We start from the raw sequence: 18,727 nt of genomic DNA, 5'->3' as shown, positions 1-18,727 counted from the left end.
ACCAACTGAGCTAAGAGACCTATTTAGAATTTTATTTAAAAGACTTTCTAATGTCTTTATGTGGTCCCTACTGGATTCGAACCAGTGACCCCCTGCTTGTAAGGCAGGTGCTCTGAACCAACTGAGCTAAGAGACCTTCGTAATTGGATTGCAAATATAGGGCTGTTTTTGAATAATCCAAATAGTTAAAATGAAAAAAATTAAATAAAATTTAATGTTAGGGCTTAACTCTTTTCATTTCAAAGAAATAATTTTTCAGATTTTAAAAAGAAATATTCGTCTTTTTCTTTTTCTCTTCAATTTTAACCCCTTTAAACAGGTAAATAATCCCAATAAATGAGATAGAAATGGTGATGATAGAGAAAATAAATGCCGCACTTGTGGCTAAAGTTTCATCAAAATTGAATCGATGTGCAGCGTACATAAACACAGCTTCTCTAATCCCAAATCCACTAAACGAGATAATCGATAAGATCCCTGAAACTAAAAAGATCAATAAATATATACTGAAATTATCTGGATGAATATTCAATCCTTCTAAAACAAAATACAACATACCGACTTGTATCAATTGCAATACAATTGAATAAATCATCGAGTTATAAAATGTGCGTCTATGAATAGGGAAAATCATTCCTAAAATAAATGGAACAGCTATAAAACCAACCAAAGAAAGGATTAATGAACCATATTGTACCCAAGGATAATCAGTCAGATTTGATAAAAATATTAGGAAGATGATGATGAGTAACATTGCACAAAGACCGATAATTTTGTCAAGAAAAACCGCCTGCGAAATTTCTTTTAGACTGATTTTATAGTTTTTATTCAACACATAAACTTTGTATGCATCACCGCCAATTCCGCCTGGAACAAAGGTGTTGTAAAACATTCCTAAGAAATACAAACGTGCATTTGATTTGTATGATAAATCGAGGTTAATATCTCTGAAATAATAATCTAATCGGAAAACAGACAAGGCTTGCGAAAGAACATAAAGGATAACAGCAATAAAAATATACGCCCAATTTGCATTTTTGTAATGACTGAAAATATCAAAAATATGTAGTTTAACAAAGAAGATATAATAGATTAACGCAATACTAATCGTTAATTTAATTCCTGTTATAATATATTTTTTAGTTTTTGGATTCAATTGAAATCTTTTGATAATTAACGCACAAATTTAGAGAATCTTCTAATAACCATTCAAAAAATTATTTATCTACCAATATTTGCCTGATATTATGTAGTTTTGCGGATAAATTAATCGAATCATGCAATCAAAAGTTATTGTAATTACAGGCTCTTCTTCGGGGGTAGGATTGACTTTGGCAAATTATTTTTACGATAAAGGACATCAAGTTTATGGTTTATCAAGAACAGCTAAAGGTCAAGAAAAATTTAAACATATTGCAACAGATGTTTCGGATAAAGAAAATGTAAAACGTAGTTTTCAGCAGATTTTTTCGGAAACGAACAATCAAATTGATGTGTTGATTAACAATGCTGGAATTGGAATGTTAGGTGCTGTGGAAGATGCTTCGAAAGCTGATATCGAGAAATTATTGGACGTTAATGTGTACGGGCCTATTTATACAATGCAGGAGGTTTTACCTACAATGCGTGCGCAAAAAAACGGTTATATCCTGAATGTTTCTTCGATTGCGAGTAACAATGGTTTACCGTTTAGAGGTTATTATTCAGCTTCTAAAGCGATGATTGATCGTTTGGTTGAATCGGCTCGTTTAGAAAATCGTCATACAGGAGTGGAAATTGCAACATTGAATTTTGGAGATATCAAAACCAATATTGCAGAAGGTCGTGTGAAAACTTTTGTTTCAAAATTTTATCAAAAAAGATACGATGCAATGGTTGCCGATATCGATCACGAAGTGCAAGATGGTACACCAACAGAAGATTTGATTCCGATTATCGAAAATATTTTGGCTCAGAAGAATTTGAAACCACATTATTATATTGGAAAATCGATGCAGAAATTTTCTGTAACCTTGAAAAATATTTTACCTCAAAAAATGTTCGAAAATATTATTGCAAAATATTCAAAATTAGATTAATCCATGGAAGAAATTATTTGGCATTACAAATCTTTTGATGATTTAACGTCGAAAGAGCTATATAAAATAGTGCAATTGCGCAACGAAGTTTTTGTAATAGAGCAGGATTGTATTTATCAAGATTGCGATGATAAAGATTTGGTTTGTGGACATCTTTGGGCAACGATTGGTGATGAGGTTACGGCATATTCTCGAATTGTACCAAAAGGAATTTCGTATGAAAATGAACCTTCAATTGGTCGCGTAATTTCGAATCAAAAGTTTCGCCGTTATGGATTAGGAAAACAATTGATGAAAAATTCGGTTCAAGTCATCGAAAATCAATTTAAAACATCTGAAATCAGAATTTCAGCTCAATCTTATTTGAAAGAGTTTTATTCTTCATTTGGTTTCAAACAAGTTTCGGAAGAATATTTAGAAGACGATATCCCGCATATCGAAATGTTGAGAAAATGAAATTCTTAAAATACTTTTTCATTACGCTGTTTTCGGCTTTCATTGCATTGGTTTTGGTTGATGTTTATTATTCAAATCAACTCAAAAAAATGGCTTTGTTTAGCGGAGAAGTACAAGAATGGAATCAAATAAGAGAAGGAAAAACGAATGTTGAATTGGCTATTTTTGGTTCTTCTCGAGCATTTATTCAAATTAATCCGAATATTTTAGAAAAAGATTTAAAACTGACCACGCATAATTTTGGATTAAACGGGAGTAAATTTAAAATGCAATTGTATCGTTTCAATTTGTATTTGAATCATAATCCAAAACCGAAAGTTGTTGTTTGGAATTTAGATACTTTTTCGTTTTCACACATTGATGAAGTTTTTCAACCAAATCAATATGCGCCATTTATGTTGTGGAATTTTAAACTTTATGCTGCATTAAAAGAATATAAAGACACGAAATTGGTTGATTTTATTGTACCGCTTTATCGTTACAGAGATCAAACGTATTGGAAAGATCAAATTGTAAGGGCTAAGAAAGAAAAATTGCATAAAGATGGACTTTTTCGTGATGATGGTTTCAAATCATATAACCGAAAATGGAATGTTGATTGGGAAAAAATGAAAAAGAAAAACTCCGATTTTGATTTTTCAGATTATGCTTTATTAGAAGAATTAATTGCGAAATGTGAGCAAGAAAATATTCAGTTAGTTTTTACAATTGCACCCGAATTTTATAAAGGTCAAGATTATATGTTGAATCGAGATGAAGTGATTAATCGTTATCAAACAACATTACAAAAATATCACCTTCCGTTATTAGATTATTCGAGCGATTCGATTAGTTTTGATCAAAAATATTTCTACAACACAACGCACATGAATTATAAAGGTGCGGATACCTTTACAAAAGAATTAGCGAAAGATTTGAAAAAATATATAAAATAAAAAATCTCGTAAACCAAATGGTTTACGAGATTTTTAGTTATTGTTGAAGCGATTTGTATTCACTTAAAACTTCATCTTTTGAAAACTCTTTGTTGTAAACTTTCAATTCATCGAAGCTAACATTTTCTAATGAAATTTGCTTTAATGGAAACGTCAACGTTTTTACTTTATGAAATGAAATCTCTTTTCCTTTTTTATCTTTGTAAGGCAAAATGATTTCTTCTGTTTCCATTTTTTTAACCAGTTTTCCATTTACATACAAGCTTGTATTTTCTTTATTCCCTGTGATTGTAATAAAATTCCAGTCATTTAAATTCAAATGATCAGTCATCTGATAAGAATAACCATCACGCTTATATCCGACAGAATTTTTATTCAGTTCAAAGGTTGCGTTTTTTGATTTGAATAAAACATTTGCATTCTCTGCGTTAGATTTCAACCAAAAAGAAATGGTGTAGCTATTTCCAATCTCTTCTAACGGAAGATTTAATGTTGTTGTGCTATTCAATGAATTGTTAATAATTCCTTTTGCAAAAGAAGAATTATTTGAAGTGACTTTTTCATTGAAAAAACCGGAAATATCTTCTACAGAATTTTCAAACGGAAGATGAATAATTTGGCGAGTTTCTTCTCCAAAATATCCCCTTAAATTAATTCCTGGAGCTTCTGCAACGTTTATTTTTTTCTGATTAAAATCGAATAAAGCTGGATTATTATCACTTGCAGTCCACATTTTTTCAGCCAAAACTTGTATCGCAGGAAAAGCTCTGTTGTGTACATCTTTTTCAGAAATTCCATTGCCAGCAATATCATTCCAAATCCCAAACATTCCGCCTACAACAGTTGGGTCTCCTTTCTCAAATGTTATATTACCAATATTACGCGGCTCCCAATTGTTATAAATATTGTTGACATTTAGATAATCGTAATAATATCCAGCTGCAGGAACAATATAGAACCAACCGTCAGGAGTAGATATTTGTTTGTAACCCAATTTTTTCATTTCAACAGGATCTGCATATCCGTTGTACCACATATTTAGTGTGACATTTTTCGAGGTTACAGGAGTTTTTCCTTGCGCATGCGTAAGCGCTCCCCAAGCACGTACATCTTTTCCATTTTTCTGAACAGCTTTTATAAGAAAATCCGTAAATTTTCTGAACGACTCAGCTTCTTTTTTATCATATTCATCTGTTCCAATATGAACTTCTTTTCCTATAAATAAAGGATCTTGTCCTTTTGTGTATTCATCAAAAATAGCTTGAACAACTTCGTAAGTTTTTGGATTAGCTAAATCCAAATGATCTTTTCCATATTTATCACTTCCGATTTCAGGAATTACTTTTGTAATGGACAAAGAATGTGCAGGAACATCGATTTCAGGAATAATCTTAATTCCATATCGAAAAGCTTTTTTCTGTAAATCTTTAAATTCTTGTTTAGTATAATGACCATCTGCTGAAGTTAAACCTGAATATGTTTCATTTTCTAAGCGAAAACCCGAAGGTGTTTTATCCCAATCGAAATCGAAATATTTGTGAAATGCATTGTCATTTAAATGAATTTGAAAGTTGGATATTTTATAATAAGACAATATTTCGACGTAATCATTTAAAAAATCAATGGTAAAAAACTTTCGTCCAACATCCAAGATTAATCCACGTTCCGAATAAGTAGGATAATCTCTAATTTCTCCTTTCAGAATACTGTTTTTAGTTTTGGATTGATCTAATAATTGCAAAATTGTACGAGTTGCAAATACATTTCCAGTATAAGTTGGCGCAGAAAGCTGAACGAAATCTCCAATTTCCATTGCGTATCCCTCGTTTCCTAATGTTGTGTCTTTATGCTTAGAGATATAAATATCTCCTTTTGAAACTTTTTTTGTCGAAGTAATTTCTAATTTGTAACCGAACTGTTTTTGGAGATCTTCTTGTAATAATTTAGCAACTTCCAAATTTTCAGAATTGACATTTTCAATCACAATTTTTGAAGAAGAAGTTAAATTAAATTCTCCTTTTTCTCCGTGCCATTCACGCAAAGATGGAATTACAAAAGGTTTTGAATTGATACCTGTGTTTGTATATTTTCCGTTTATTTTTAAATTTTTTACAGGGATTTCTGTTGTGGCTTTATCTGATTTTCGAGTTATTTTGAATAATAAATTAATTGATTTAGAAATTAAAGGTTGATTTATTTTTCCATTCAAATCAATGATTGTTTGATTGTCAGAACCAATTAATTCAAAATTATACTTGTTCTGTTTCGGTAAAGAAAGGGTTTTACCATCAATTTTTATATTTGATTGAAGTTGAGATTGTAATTGAACAACTTCTATGCTATCAATTTTTGTTTGTGCGAAGATGGTTTGATGAGAGGAAAAAAGTAGGAGAGTAAGGGAGAGTTTTTTTGAAATTGTGGTAAAATGATTCATTTTTAATTTATTAAATAATCTACGATAGACCATTATTGTGTTAATTATTTAATAAAAATAGGAATCTATTTTGAATATAGCTTAAATCTTTTGCAGTTCTTTCTCTTTTTTTTGTGTTAAATAAACGCCTGATAAAATCATTCCGAATCCAAATAAATGGATCCATGAGATTTTTTCACCGACTAAAAATCCCCAAAAAACAGAAACTACGGGCATTAAATAAGTCACCATTGAGGCGAACATCGAACCTGTAGATTGTATCAATCGGTAGAATAATATCATCGCTAAGGCAGTTCCTAAAAGTCCTAAAATAGCGACAAAACCTAAACTTTTTAATTGTTGTTCTGTTCCTTCAAATACATCAAAAAATCCTGAAATAATTAAAATTAGAACTGAAGGTAATAACCAAATTGTAAACAAAGCTGATGATAATTGAAATGAAGGAACGTCGTTTAAATAGCGTGTTAAGATTAAACTGTTTAGACCGTAAAGAGCAGTTGCTAATACAATTAATAAACAATGTAAAAGACTATTTTCCCCAGAAAAACCATCGCCACCAATTAATAAAACAGCTCCGATAAATCCGATTATTGCTCCTAAAACTTGATTTTTAGTTCCTTTAATATTGAAAAATAAAGCACCAAAAAGTAAAATAAATAATGGGACTAAAGAATCTAAAATCCCAGCCATTGAACTTGAAACATGTGTTTGCGCCATTGGGAATAAAAACATTGGAATGAAATTTCCGCAGAAACCAGCCAATGCGACATATTTTAATTTGTTTTTCGGAATTTTAAATAGACTTGGAATTCCCCAAATAGCCAAAATTCCTCCAGCAATTGTTAGTCGTAATGCTCCAACTTGATACGGCGTGTATGCAACCAATCCTTGCTTGATGAGAATAAACGAGCTTCCCCAAGTTAGCGCCAAAACGCCAAGGATGATCCAATGTTTTAGTTCGATTTTCATTTTTCTAAGTTTGCGCAAAGATGCACATTTCAGATGATTTTATTGAGCTGTTATTTACAAAAACAATCTGTTGTATGGTCATTTACCATTCCGGTCGCCTGCATATGTGCATAAATAGTGGTTGAACCAAAGAATTTGAAGCCACGTTTTTTCAAATCTTTTGCAATTTGATCTGAAATTTCGGTTGTGGCAGGAACTTCTTTTATCGAATTCCAATTGTTGATAATTGGTTTGTTATCAACGTATTTCCAGATGAAATCGGAGAAAGAACCGAATTCTTTCTGAATTTCTATAAATAATTTTGCATTATTAATTGCTGCCGAAATTTTTCCTCGATGACGAATAATTCCTTCATTTTGTACCAATTCATCAATTTTAGTTTCATTAAATTTGGCTACTTTTTCTACATCAAAATCAGCAAAGGCTTTTCTGAAATTTTCTCGCTTTTTAAGAATTGTAAACCAACTTAATCCTGCTTGAAAAGATTCGAGAATCAAAAATTCGAATAAAATTTTATCATCTTTCACAGGTTTTCCCCATTCATTATCGTGATAATCGATATAATCTTGGTCTTTATTTACCCAAGCGCAACGTGTTTTTTCCATGGTTTTTTATTGTAATTTCTAAATATTTTTATAAGCCTCTTCAACCGAATAAACGGGTAATTGACATGTATAATTTTCGCAAATATGAATGGATGTTTTATTTTGGATGAATCGATTTTGAGTGATTTCTAAATTTTCAGTTTTTGAAGCAACAAAAATTGCATTCGGAACATAACATTGTTGAATTTGCTTCGAAAATTTTAATGCATTTTCGCCAACGATTACAATTTCTTTGAATGGATAAGCGAAATTTAGATACAACTGAATCCAATTTGCAAAACCAGTTGGATAATCGTGAATTTTTTCTTCGATATTGGTTAACATTTGTTTCGCTTGTTCAATGTATTTTTCTTGATTGAGAATCTTCCCTAGTTTGAATAAATTATTTGCCATAACAGAATTTGAAGATGAAATAACATTGTCATAAATCTCAAATGTTTCATTAACCAAAGGCGTGTCATAATGTGATTTGTACGCAAACATTTTATTCTTGTGATTATAAAATTGATTGAAAACTTCTTCTGTTAAGGTTTGAGCAGTTTCTAAATAATGCATTTCTGAAGTAATTTCATAAAGCTTGATTAATGCTTCAATTATTAACGCATAATCATCCAAAAATCCTGGAATTGTTGTTTGATTATCCTTATAATTTCTGAACAAGATTTCACCATTCCATTGATTTTCTAAAATAAAATTGGTTGCATTTTTTGCTAAATCAAGATATTCATCATTTTCAAACGTAATAAATGCGTCGCACAAACCTTTTATGGTTAAAGCATTCCAAGAAGTTAAAACTTTTTCGTCGCGATGAGGTTTTATACGTTGTTTACGAATTGGATTAAGAATTTTTTTCCATTCATTAACTTTGGTTTGAAGTTCTGTTGTTGTGATATTCTGTTTCGATGCAAAATCTTCGTCATCTGTCAATCGCATCAAAATATTATTACCATGTTCCCATTCTCCAAATTCATCAACATTATAATAGTGTTGAAATAAGTTGAAATCATCTTTCAATATTGTTTTCAATTCATCCGATTTCCAAACATAATATTTTCCTTCTTCGCCTTCAGAGTCGGCATCAATAGCAGAATAAAAAACATTTTCAGTCGAAAGCATTTCATCTTTCAACCAATTAATCGTTTCTTCGACAACTGTTTTATATTCCTTTTCTTCATAAATTTTATATGCATTCGAATAAAGCGAAAGCAATTGTCCGTTATCGTAAAGCATTTTTTCGAAATGTGGAACTTTCCAATACGGATCAACAGAATAGCGAGAAAAACCACCTTTTAGTTGATCGTAAATTCCACCAAAAGCCATTCTATCTAATGTAATTTTGGTTTGAATTAAACAATTTTCATTCTTCGTTTGTACGCCATATCGTAAAATAGCTTCCCAAGCATTTGGTAACATAAATTTCGGTGCACGATTAAATCCGCCCCATTCATCATCAAATTGTTGTTGCCAAAATTCAAATGTTTCATCAATTTTATGTGTTGAAAAAGTTGAAGAAGATTTCAATTCGATTGTTTCCATTTTATTCAGACCATCCGCAATAGAGTTGACATATTCCATTGTTTTAGTTTGATTGTGATGGTATAAATGATTGATGTTTTCTAATAATTCAATCCATTGAACTTTCGGGAAATATGTTCCGCCATAAAAAGGACGACCATCAGGTAAGGCAAAAACATTCAGCGGCCAACCACCAGATTGATGAATTAATTGCGAGACATTCATGTACAAAGCGTCTAAATCAGGACGTTCTTCACGATCAATTTTAATGCAAACAAAATTCTCATTCATCACTTTTGCAACTTCATCGTCTTCAAAAGACTGATGTTCCATCACATGACACCAGTGACAAGCAGAATATCCAATTGAAATAAGCAAAGGTTTGTTGACTTTTTTTGCATGATTCAAAACTTCGTCACTCCAACTTTGCCACCAAACAGGATTGTTTTCGTGTTGTTTCAAATACGGACTTGTCGCTGATTTTAGATTATTTTGTTGAAAATTCATGATTCTTGTTTAGAAATTTAAAGTTCGTACAATTTTTGTGGATGAAAAATTATATTTTCGATAAAAATTAAAACACATGAACATTTACGAATACATTTCTATTGGCGCATATATGGCTCTGATGATTGGAATCGGGATTTATTCCTACCAAAAATCAACAAGTAATTCCGAAGATTTTTTGATTGGAGGAAGGAAGATGGGAGCGGCTGTAACGGCGCTTTCTGCTGGTGCTGCTGATATGAGTGGTTGGTTGTTGATGGGCGTTCCAGGAGCAATGTATTTTACAGGTTTGTCGAGTGCTTGGATTGCAATTGGATTGACAACAGGATGTTTTTTGAACTATATTTTTGTCGCACCGCGATTACGAATTTATACAGAAATCGCTCAAAATTCGATTACTTTACCCGTATTTTTTGAAAATCGTTTCAAAGATAAATCACGTTTATTGCGAATTGTTTCTTCAATATTAATCTTAGTATTTTTTACATTATACACTTCTGCAGGAATGGTTTCTGGAGGTAAATTATTTGAATCAGCTTTTGGATTAGATTATATGACAGGACTTTGGATGACAAGTTTTGTAGTTGTATTATACACTTTTTTAGGAGGTTTTTTAGCGGTAAGTTTAACTGATTTCGTACAAGGAACGATTATGGTTTTGGCTTTGGTTATTGTTCCAATAGTAGCAATTTCTGAAATTGGTGGAGTAGGAGAAACATTTTCATTGATTAATGATAAAGGTGATAAGTATTTAGATTTATTCAAAGGAACTACAACGGTTAGTATTTTGTCGTTGATGGCTTGGGGCTTGGGGTATTGTGGACAACCGCATATTTTAGTACGTTTTATGGCGATTGGTAATCCGAAAGATTTAGCGAAAGCAAGAAATATTGGGATTACTTGGATGATTTTTACAGTTGGTGGAGCTCTTTTAGTTGGTTTAGTTGGAATCGCATATTTAATGAAATATGACCAAACAACAATGTTGACATTCGATAATTCTAAAACAGAAGCTGAGACCATTTTCATTTACTTTTCACGTGTTTTGTTTCATCCATTGGTTGGAGGTTTCTTATTATCAGCAATTTTAGCAGCAGTAATGAGTACTATTTCTTCACAATTATTAGTGACATCAAGTTCGTTAACAGAAGATATTTACAAAGCATTTTTGAACAAAAAAGCAACATCAAAACAGTTATTAACAGCAAGTCGTTTATCGGTTTTGATTGTGGCAGTTATTGCAGTTTTATTATCCTTAACGCCAAAAGATTCTATTCTAAATCTAGTTGGAAACGCTTGGGCAGGATTTGGATCGGCATTTGGACCAGTTATTGTTTTTTCACTTTTTTGGAAAAAAACTTCTTGGCAAGGAGCTTTAGCGGGAATGTTAACAGGTGGAATTGTTGTCTTATCATGGGTTTATGCAAATCATGATTACAAAGATTGGTATGAAATGATTCCAGGATTTATTTCTTCGGTTATCGCAATTTATGTCGTTTCTTTATTGACTCAAAAACCGAATCAAGAGATTGATAAAGAATTTGATGAAATGAAAGCTGTTATGAAAGAGAATTAATTAATCCAATAATAATAAAAAATAGGTAGGCATTTGTCTACCTTTTTTATTGCTGAAAATTATGAATTTATTATTCAGAATTTTAATCTCAAGACTTCAACAATTGTTGATAAGTTTCACTTATAGAGAATAAGGTCAAAAGAGAGATTTGTTTGTATATTTGTAAAGTTTGATTAAAAAATTAGTCAAAATTAAATCAATTTATACGAAAAGATGAACGATATTATTCAATTACTGCCAGATCATGTAGCCAATCAAATTGCCGCAGGAGAAGTTGTACAACGACCAGCTTCTGTCATAAAAGAATTGATTGAAAATGCGGTGGATTCTGGTGCAACTTCTATTCAGGTGATTGTAAAAGATGCTGGAAGAAGCTTGATTCAAGTGATTGACAATGGTTCGGGAATGAGTGTGACAGATGTTCGAATGGCTTTTGAACGTCACGCGACTTCAAAAATCAGAAAGACAGAGGATATTTATAATATTCATACAAAAGGTTTTCGTGGAGAGGCTTTGGCATCGATTGCTGCAGTTGCGCAAGTAGAAACGAAAACGCGTCGAGAAGATGATGAGGTTGGTTCGCAATTGGTGATTGAAGGCGGAGAAGTTCGCAACCAAGATCCTGTTGTTTGTCCAGTCGGAACGTCTATTTCGGTCAAAAATCTTTTCTATAATGTGCCTGCTCGTCGTAATTTTTTAAAATCAAATCAGGTTGAATTTCGTCATATTCAAGATGAGTTTCAACGTGTTTCGATGGCGCACGAAAACATTAGTTTCTTTTTACATCACAATGATGCAGAGGTTTATCATCTGAAATCTGGGAATTTGAAGCAACGAATTGCTCAAATTTTTGGGAAGAAATTAAGTTCGCAAATTATTTCGGTTGAAGAAGATACAGAAATTGTAAAAGTAAAAGGTTTTGTAGGAAAACCAGATGCTGCAAAAAAATCGCGTGGAGAGCAATTTTTCTTTGTGAATAATCGCTTTATTCGTAGTGGATATTTGCACAATGCAATCGTAGACGCTTTCGAGAGTTTGTTGCCAACGGGTTATAGTCCTTCTTATTTTTTATATTTAGAAATTGATCCTTCAAAAATTGATATAAACATTCATCCGACCAAAACGGAGATAAAATTTGAGGATGAAGCATTGATTTTTACGATTCTTAGAGCTGCTGTAAAACACGCTTTGGGACAATTTAATGTAATTCCTTCGTTAGATTTTGAACAAGATCCAAACTGGGCTTTTATTCCGTCTGCGACAGAAGATACAGAAATTAAAATGCCTGAAATTACGGTAGATTCTAGCTTTAATCCTTTTGAGCATCAACAAACAAGAGCGCCAAAACCGTCTGATATTCGTGCGAATATGGATTTTTATAAAGATGCTGTTGAGTTAGAAATCGAAAATAATCATGCGCATCAATTATTTGAATCTGAAGATTTTCATGATAGTTTTGAAGTCATTCAATGGATGAATCAATATTTGGTAGTGGAATATCGTGGCGAATTGTTAATCATAGATCAACATCGTGCTCATCAAAAAATATTATTCGAAAAATTTATACATTCAAATAATGGAAGTGCTTTGGTACAACAAATGCTTTTCCCGATAGAGTTGGAACTTTCGCCAAATGATCGTCAGAAATTAATCAATGTAGAGCATCAATTGTTGAGTTTTGGTTTTGATATTTCGTTGGACGAAGAAGCCATACAGATTAATGCGATTCCTGTTGATGTGCAACAAGAGGATGTTGTGTCTGTTTTTATGGATTTTATCGAGGAATTAGAATACCAAGAATCAATTGAATTAGAAAATACGTTTGCAAAAATTTTAGCAAAAAATGCGGCTGTTAAAAAAGGAGTTTCATTAAAATCTGAACAAATGCAAACTTTGGTCGAAGAATTGCTAAGACTACCAAATCCGAATTATACGCCATACGGACGCCCAATTTTTGTGCAGATGAATACGGCTGATATCAAAAAAACATTACAATAAACGAATGAGACAATCTATACCACCGATTACAAAGAATTTACTTATTATAAACGGTTTGTTCTTTTTAGCGACTTTTGTTTTTAGTACAAAAGGAATCGATTTGAGAGTGATTTTAGGTGCTTTTTATCCAGAATCTCCCAACTTCAAATTTTGGCAAATTTTGACGCATATGTTTATGCATGCCGATTTTTCGCATATTTTGTTTAATATGTTTGCATTGTGGATGTTTGGTTCTGTGGTTGAACAAACTTTTGGACCAAAAAAATTCTTGATACTTTATTTGTTAGCTGGTTTAGGAGGTTTTATATTGTTTAATGCGGTTAATTATTTTCAAATAGAGCACTTAAAAGATGTATTAAATTCACAATCGTTTCCTATATCAAAAATACTTCAATATTCTGTTAGAGGTTTAGACGGATCTTATTTTAGTAATGGTTTAATTGATAGTAATATTAATGCTAAAGAATTACAAGGTTATTACTTGAGTAATATGGTTGGTGCTTCTGGTGCTATTTATGGTTTGTTATTGGCTTTCGCGGTTTTATATCCAGACGAAAAATTAATGTTAATCTTTTTCCCAGTTCCTGTAAAAGCAAAATATTTTATTCCAATTATGGTATTAATTGAGTTTTATATGGGATATCAAAACATTGGAAATGTAGCTCACTTTGCACATTTAGGAGGTGGATTGATTGGCTTCTTGTTAACAAGACATTGGAAAAAGAATTTATATAGATGGAATTAAAAAATGGCAAATAATATCTTAGACGATTTAAAATTAAAATATTCATCAGGAAATAGTGCAACAAAGTTGATTTACATTAACGTTGTGGTGTTTTTTACATTGTTAATTATTGATTTTGTTCTTCGAACGATAGTAAATTCTACGATTACAACAACAGGTTTGTTTGCTTTGTCATCTTTCAATGATTTAATTGTGAGACCTTGGCAAATCCTAACATATTCTTGGTTACATGGCAATCTTTTTCATTTGATAATGAATATGGTTTTGTTGTATTTTGTTGGACAAATGTTTTTGCAACAATTTCAAAACCGAAATTTAGTTACATTCTATATTTTTGGAGGGATCGCTGGCGGAATTTTCTTTTTATTGTTTCAGAACGTTTTCAATTATTCACATTTATTAGTTGGTGCTTCGGCAGCGGTTTACGCAGTTTTTTTTGCTATGATTTCGTATAATCCGAAAATGCCTGTTCGTTTGTTGTTGATTCCTACTTCATTTCCATTATTGTATGTTGGTTATGTATTTATCGCTTTTGATGTGTATAATATTATAGCTAATCAAAACGCGGGTGGTAGTATTTCACATTTGGGAGGTGCTATTTTTGGTTATCTTTATATGAAACAATTTGAGAGAGGAAATGATTTTTTAGGCAATTTTATTTTCAAAATAGAGGAGTTATTTAAGAAAAAAGAGAAATCAACTTTCAAAACATATAAAAATATTTCTTCAACTTCTTCGCGATCAAATGTTCCGAAAGATGATTACGATTTTAATCATCAAAAAGTTGAAAAACAAAAGAAAATTGATGTAATTTTAGATAAGATTTCTCGTTCAGGTTACGAGAGTTTGTCCAAAGAAGAAAAAGACTTTCTGTTTAGAGAAGGTAGGTAAAATGAGTATAATCAGTAAGTTTAAACTAAATTATTTCAATCGTTTAGTACTAACAATTAATATCGTTTTTTTGTTAGTGGCTTATTGTGTCTATTTAAATAAAATTTTTACGCCTACAGAAATTCCATATTTTAACTTTATTTCGATTGGTTTTCCAATATTATTTGCATTTGGAGCAATGTTTTTACTGTATTGGTTACTGTTTAGCTGGCGACACTTTTTGTTAATTTTAGTTCTTTCAGCCGGATTATTTTACCCAATTTATCTTTCATATCCAATTGTACAATTCAATAAAGTTAAAGATAAAAAAGCTGATTTATCTGTATTGACATATAATGTACATGGTTTTAAAGAAGAAGGAACAAAAGAACTTTTGATTAAGAATAAGGCAGATATTATGCTGCTTCAAGAAGCGTATGAAGGTCAACAGAAAAGTCTAAAAAATAAAGAATTCAAAAATTACTATTCAGAATTTTATGGTTTATTGACAATTTATAGTAAATATCCTATTATTCAAACCAAAAAAATAACGCCTGATGATAATGATGAATTGAATGGTCTTGCCGCATATGCAGATATCGATTTAGGGAATGATACGATTCGTGTAATTAATGTTTATCTTGAACCAATGTACATTGATAAAGCGATGGTAAAAGAAATTATTCAATCAGATGATTCGAGAAATGCCGAAATTTCGAGTCGAAAAGTTGAGTTAAAATTGGTGCAAGGAATGCAAAAACATCAAAAACAGTTAGAAGCGATTATTCCATATATCACATCTTCACGTTATCCAGTTATTTTGGGAACGGATCTTAATTCGACTCCAGTTTCGTACGAATATGAGAAGTTAAAAAAATATCTTCACGATTCTTATATAGAAGTTGGAAAAGGAAATGCGACAACTTTTCATGGATTTAAATTTCCAATTAGAATTGATTATTTATTTCATTCTAAATTATTTAAACCTATTGAGGCACATGTTATTCGAAAAAAATTCTCGGATCATTATCCAGTAGCTGTAAAATATAAAATTTCAGAATAAATTTTTTCTATATTTATTCAATAATCAATCAAAATGAACCAGAAAGAAAGCTTTATTCAAGAGATACAAAGTCGTTATTCTTTTAAAAACGATAAAATAATTTTAGGCAAAGCCAAATTAGATGGCGAAATTGTAGAAGAAGTTGAAATTTCAGTAGCATTAAAAACAATGAATCGTCACGGATTGATTGGTGGAGCAACTGGAACAGGGAAAACAAAATCTTTGCAGATTATCGCCGAGCAACTTTCTCTGAAAGGTGTTCCAACTTTGTTGATGGATATCAAAGGAGACTTATCTGGAATTGGAGCTGCTGCAAATTCGGAAGATAAAAATGCGCAAGAAAGAATGGAGTCACTTAATTTACCTTTTGAGCCACAAGGTTCTCCTGTCGAATTTTTGTCTATTTCTGATGAGCCAGGAGCAAGACTTCGTGCGACTGTAAGTGATTTTGGACCAATTTTATTCAGTAAAATTTTAGAACTGAATGAAACACAAGAAAGCATTATTTCAATTATATTCAAATATTGTCAAGATCGTAATTTACCTTTGATTGATTTGGAGGATATTCGACGTGTTTTGCAATATGTGACAGATTCTGATGAAGGAAAATCTGAATTAAATTCGAATTATGGAACAATTGCGCCAGCTTCTTTGGGAGCTATTTTGCGCAAAATTGTTGCATTAGAACAGCAAGGTGCAACAAAGTTTTTTGGAGAACCAAGTTTTGATGTTCAGGATTTATTGAAAACGAAAGACGGAAAAGGAATTGTAAATATTATTCGTTTGATTGATATTCAAAATCAACCTAATTTATTTTCAACTTTTATGTTGAGTTTATTGAATAAAATTTATTCTCAATTCCCTGAATCTGGAGATTCTGATAAACCGAAATTGGTGATTTTTATTGATGAAGCACATTTGATTTTTAAGGAAGCTACGAAAGCTTTGTTGAATCAAATTGAAACAATGGTAAAATTAATTCGATCAAAAGGTGTGGGATTATATTTTGTAACGCAAGTTCCTGGAGATGTTCCTGATGCAGTTTTGAGTCAATTAGGTCTTAAAGTTCAACATGCGTTAAGAGGTTTTACTGCGAAAGATCGTAAAGAAATAACAAAAGCAATTGAGAATTATCCGACAACTACCTATTATAAAGCAAGTGAAGTAATCACTCAATTAGGGATTGGAGAGGCTTTTGTGACTGCTTTAGACGAAAAAGGTATTCCAACTCCTTTGGCTTATACATATATGCGAGCGCCAAATTCGAGAATGGATATCTTGACTTCAAATGAAATCGATACGATTACCTCAAACTCAGATTTAGTGACAAAATATGCGACAGATATTGATCGTGAATCTGCAAATGAAATTTTATCACAAAAATTAGAACAACAAAAAAATATAGAGAAACCTGTTCCAAAAGCAACTTCAACAAGAAGTATTCCTAAAGAAAAAAATTGGACAGATAATCCTGTTGTGCGTGATGTAAGTCGTACTGCAACTCGAAAATTGATGGATTTTGGAATGAAAATGTTAACTAATTTTTTAAAAGGAAAAAAATAAGCACGTGTACGCGATTTTAGATATAGAAGCGACTGGCGGAAAAGTGGGGGAAGAGTCAATCATAGAGATTGCAGTGTATAAATATGATGGAAAAGAAATTGTCGATCAGTTTATATCATTAGTCAATCCTGAAAAAAAGATTGACCAATATGTACAAAGATTAACGCATATTTCGGATAAGATGGTGCTGACAGCGCCTAAATTTCACGAAGTAGCAAAACGTATAGTTGAGATTACAGACGATTGTATTTTAGTTGGACATAATGTAATGTTTGATTATAGAATGTTAAAACAAGAATTCGATCGTTTGGGATATAATTACGAAAAAGAATGGATTGATACGTTCGAATATAGCGAAAAATTAATTCCAGGATTACCTTCATATTCTTTGGGGAAATTATGCGAATCGCTTGGAATTGTAGTCACAGATAGACATAGAGCTTCTGGAGATGCAAGAGCGACAATTTCTTTATTCAAATTATTGTTAGATAAAGATTCGGAGAAAATAATTACGAAGAAAACAGGTTTGAAACAACCTAAAAAAGCACATTCTAAATATCAGAAACTTCTTGAAGGTTTACCTAATTCTATCGGGGTTTATTATTTATATAATAGTCGAAAACAACTTATTTATATTAGTCGAAGCAATAATATTGCGCGATCTATTAATCAAATTTTTACATCAAAAACTCTAAAAGCAAATAAACTTAAGCGTTATACTCGTTCTATAAAATTCGAAGAAACCGGAAGTGGTTTTCTTGCAGCAATTAAAGAAAATAATGAGATTTTGAATAATCAACCAATGTATAACGTAAAGTTGGTTGAGAATAAAGTTTATCCTTTTGGATTGTATTATTTGGAGTCTAAACGTGGTTATTCGAGATTAGAAATAGGGAAAGTTAGAAAGACACAACCTGTTTTGAAATTTAAAACTAAAGAACGTGCAAAAGAGGTTTTAGAGAAAATTGTTCATGATTATAATCTTTGTCAGCAAGTAAATGCGGGAATTAAATCTGATGAATCTTGTTTTCAATATAAAGTAAATAAATGCAATGGAGCTTGTGTGAAAGAGGAATCTAAAGAAGTTTATAATGAGCGAATTCAAAGTTTTATTAAAACAACTGAATATCCTTCCGAAACTTTTTTGATTATTGATAAAGGACGAAAAGGAATTGAAAAATCATTTTATTTAGTTGAGAATGGAGAATTTAAAGGATATGGTTATTACGAATATCATCATCAAATAAAAACGCTAGAGAAGATTCATAATATCTTAATTCCGATTAAAGAAACGGAAGAAATAAAAAATATGCTCAAATACTTTTTGTATAAAGTTTCTTCTAATTCTAATCAAATCGTTATTATTGAATAATTAATTCGATTAATATTCTTTAAAAGAAGAAAATATAAATA

Annotated in this window: 15 protein-coding genes and 1 tRNA gene; 10 read left to right on the top strand and 6 right to left on the bottom strand. The window is 31.3% G+C overall.

Features of this window, described 5'->3' with window-relative positions:
• Positions 1-61: 61 nt before the first annotated feature.
• Both B4H69_RS00820 and B4H69_RS00815 read right to left on the bottom strand, forming a co-directional pair.
• Positions 62-136: transfer RNA gene (locus B4H69_RS00820), tRNA-Val, on the bottom strand.
• A gap of 126 nt (positions 137-262) precedes the next feature.
• Positions 263-1,156, bottom strand: coding sequence for a lysylphosphatidylglycerol synthase transmembrane domain-containing protein (locus B4H69_RS00815; protein ID WP_180905026.1), 894 nt, complete (start codon positions 1,154-1,156; stop codon positions 263-265).
• Between the two features lie 121 nt (positions 1,157-1,277).
• Here B4H69_RS00815 and B4H69_RS00810 point away from each other — a divergent pair, with 121 nt between their 5' ends.
• Genes B4H69_RS00810 through B4H69_RS00800 form a run of 3 tightly spaced genes read left to right on the top strand, consistent with a single transcriptional unit; the run spans position 1,278 to position 3,469 of the window.
• Positions 1,278-2,078: an SDR family NAD(P)-dependent oxidoreductase gene (locus B4H69_RS00810; RefSeq protein WP_180905025.1), complete on the top strand. Its 801-nt coding sequence runs from the start codon at positions 1,278-1,280 to the stop codon at positions 2,076-2,078.
• Positions 2,079-2,081: 3 nt separating this feature from the next.
• Positions 2,082-2,534 carry a GNAT family N-acetyltransferase gene (locus B4H69_RS00805; protein WP_180905024.1) on the top strand — a complete coding sequence of 151 codons (453 nt, stop codon included), beginning with the start codon at positions 2,082-2,084 and terminating at the stop codon, positions 2,532-2,534.
• Positions 2,531-3,469, top strand: coding sequence for a hypothetical protein (locus B4H69_RS00800; RefSeq protein WP_180905023.1), 939 nt, complete (start codon positions 2,531-2,533; stop codon positions 3,467-3,469). The genes B4H69_RS00805 and B4H69_RS00800 overlap by 4 nt, the downstream gene beginning before the upstream one ends.
• Before the next feature lie 37 nt (positions 3,470-3,506).
• Here B4H69_RS00800 and B4H69_RS00795 read toward each other — a convergent pair whose 3' ends face one another.
• From B4H69_RS00795 to B4H69_RS00780, 4 genes are all read right to left on the bottom strand, one after another.
• Positions 3,507-5,903 carry a family 20 glycosylhydrolase gene (locus B4H69_RS00795; RefSeq protein ID WP_180905022.1) on the bottom strand — a complete coding sequence of 799 codons (2,397 nt, stop codon included), beginning with the start codon at positions 5,901-5,903 and terminating at the stop codon, positions 3,507-3,509.
• A gap of 81 nt (positions 5,904-5,984) precedes the next feature.
• Positions 5,985-6,872 carry a DMT family transporter gene (locus B4H69_RS00790; protein ID WP_180905021.1) on the bottom strand — a complete coding sequence of 296 codons (888 nt, stop codon included), beginning with the start codon at positions 6,870-6,872 and terminating at the stop codon, positions 5,985-5,987.
• Between the two features lie 50 nt (positions 6,873-6,922).
• Positions 6,923-7,477, bottom strand: a complete 555-nt coding sequence (locus B4H69_RS00785) for a DNA-3-methyladenine glycosylase I (protein ID WP_180905020.1) — start codon at positions 7,475-7,477, stop codon at positions 6,923-6,925.
• A gap of 18 nt (positions 7,478-7,495) precedes the next feature.
• On the bottom strand, positions 7,496-9,499 hold the full coding sequence (locus B4H69_RS00780) for a thioredoxin domain-containing protein (RefSeq protein WP_180905019.1): 2,004 nt from the start codon (positions 9,497-9,499) through the stop codon (positions 7,496-7,498).
• A 76-nt stretch (positions 9,500-9,575) separates the two neighbouring features.
• Here B4H69_RS00780 and putP point away from each other — a divergent pair, with 76 nt between their 5' ends.
• The 7 genes from putP (at position 9,576) to B4H69_RS00745 (ending at position 18,686) form a co-directional block, all read left to right on the top strand.
• The gene (putP, locus tag B4H69_RS00775) at positions 9,576-11,075 is read left to right on the top strand and encodes a sodium/proline symporter PutP (RefSeq protein ID WP_180905018.1); all 1,500 of its coding nucleotides are present in this window, start codon (positions 9,576-9,578) and stop codon (positions 11,073-11,075) included.
• 213 nt (positions 11,076-11,288) lie between these two features.
• The gene (gene mutL / locus B4H69_RS00770; protein WP_180905017.1) at positions 11,289-13,073 is read left to right on the top strand and encodes a DNA mismatch repair endonuclease MutL; all 1,785 of its coding nucleotides are present in this window, start codon (positions 11,289-11,291) and stop codon (positions 13,071-13,073) included.
• 4 nt (positions 13,074-13,077) lie between these two features.
• A complete protein-coding gene (locus B4H69_RS00765) occupies positions 13,078-13,818 on the top strand; it encodes a rhomboid family intramembrane serine protease (protein ID WP_291092383.1) in 741 nt (246 codons plus the stop codon).
• Between the two features lie 3 nt (positions 13,819-13,821).
• A complete protein-coding gene (locus B4H69_RS00760; RefSeq protein WP_291092381.1) occupies positions 13,822-14,709 on the top strand; it encodes a rhomboid family intramembrane serine protease in 888 nt (295 codons plus the stop codon).
• A 1-nt stretch (position 14,710) separates the two neighbouring features.
• Positions 14,711-15,751, top strand: coding sequence for an endonuclease/exonuclease/phosphatase family protein (locus B4H69_RS00755; RefSeq protein WP_260391925.1), 1,041 nt, complete (start codon positions 14,711-14,713; stop codon positions 15,749-15,751).
• Positions 15,752-15,784: 33 nt separating this feature from the next.
• Positions 15,785-17,314, top strand: a complete 1,530-nt coding sequence (locus B4H69_RS00750) for a helicase HerA-like domain-containing protein (protein WP_291092378.1) — start codon at positions 15,785-15,787, stop codon at positions 17,312-17,314.
• 4 nt (positions 17,315-17,318) lie between these two features.
• Positions 17,319-18,686 (top strand): exonuclease domain-containing protein, encoded by a 1,368-nt coding sequence (locus B4H69_RS00745; RefSeq protein ID WP_180905012.1) that lies wholly within the window; start codon positions 17,319-17,321, stop codon positions 18,684-18,686.
• Positions 18,687-18,727: the final 41 nt, after the last annotated feature.

It is taken from the genome of Empedobacter sp. UBA6745 (genome assembly GCF_002453775.1).
Classification (GTDB): Bacteria; Bacteroidota; Bacteroidia; order Flavobacteriales; family Weeksellaceae; genus Empedobacter; species Empedobacter falsenii_C.
Note: the sequence above shows the minus strand (reverse complement) of the source record. Positions and strands in the feature narration are given on the sequence as shown.

Excerpts from the sequence above, each read along its gene's own strand:
- B4H69_RS00810 (WP_180905025.1), top strand. The coding sequence starts at position 1,278 with ATGCAATCAAAAGTTATTGTAATTACAGGCTCTTCTTCGGGGGTAGGA.
- B4H69_RS00805 (WP_180905024.1), top strand. The coding sequence starts at position 2,082 with ATGGAAGAAATTATTTGGCATTACAAATCTTTTGATGATTTAACGTCG.
- B4H69_RS00800 (WP_180905023.1), top strand. The coding sequence starts at position 2,531 with ATGAAATTCTTAAAATACTTTTTCATTACGCTGTTTTCGGCTTTCATT.
- B4H69_RS00795 (WP_180905022.1), bottom strand. The coding sequence starts at position 5,903 with ATGAATCATTTTACCACAATTTCAAAAAAACTCTCCCTTACTCTCCTA.
- B4H69_RS00790 (WP_180905021.1), bottom strand. The coding sequence starts at position 6,872 with ATGAAAATCGAACTAAAACATTGGATCATCCTTGGCGTTTTGGCGCTA.
- B4H69_RS00785 (WP_180905020.1), bottom strand. The coding sequence starts at position 7,477 with ATGGAAAAAACACGTTGCGCTTGGGTAAATAAAGACCAAGATTATATC.
- B4H69_RS00780 (WP_180905019.1), bottom strand. The coding sequence starts at position 9,499 with ATGAATTTTCAACAAAATAATCTAAAATCAGCGACAAGTCCGTATTTG.
- putP (WP_180905018.1), top strand. The coding sequence starts at position 9,576 with ATGAACATTTACGAATACATTTCTATTGGCGCATATATGGCTCTGATG.
- mutL (WP_180905017.1), top strand. The coding sequence starts at position 11,289 with ATGAACGATATTATTCAATTACTGCCAGATCATGTAGCCAATCAAATT.
- B4H69_RS00765 (WP_291092383.1), top strand. The coding sequence starts at position 13,078 with ATGAGACAATCTATACCACCGATTACAAAGAATTTACTTATTATAAAC.
- B4H69_RS00760 (WP_291092381.1), top strand. The coding sequence starts at position 13,822 with ATGGCAAATAATATCTTAGACGATTTAAAATTAAAATATTCATCAGGA.
- B4H69_RS00755 (WP_260391925.1), top strand. The coding sequence starts at position 14,711 with ATGAGTATAATCAGTAAGTTTAAACTAAATTATTTCAATCGTTTAGTA.
- B4H69_RS00750 (WP_291092378.1), top strand. The coding sequence starts at position 15,785 with ATGAACCAGAAAGAAAGCTTTATTCAAGAGATACAAAGTCGTTATTCT.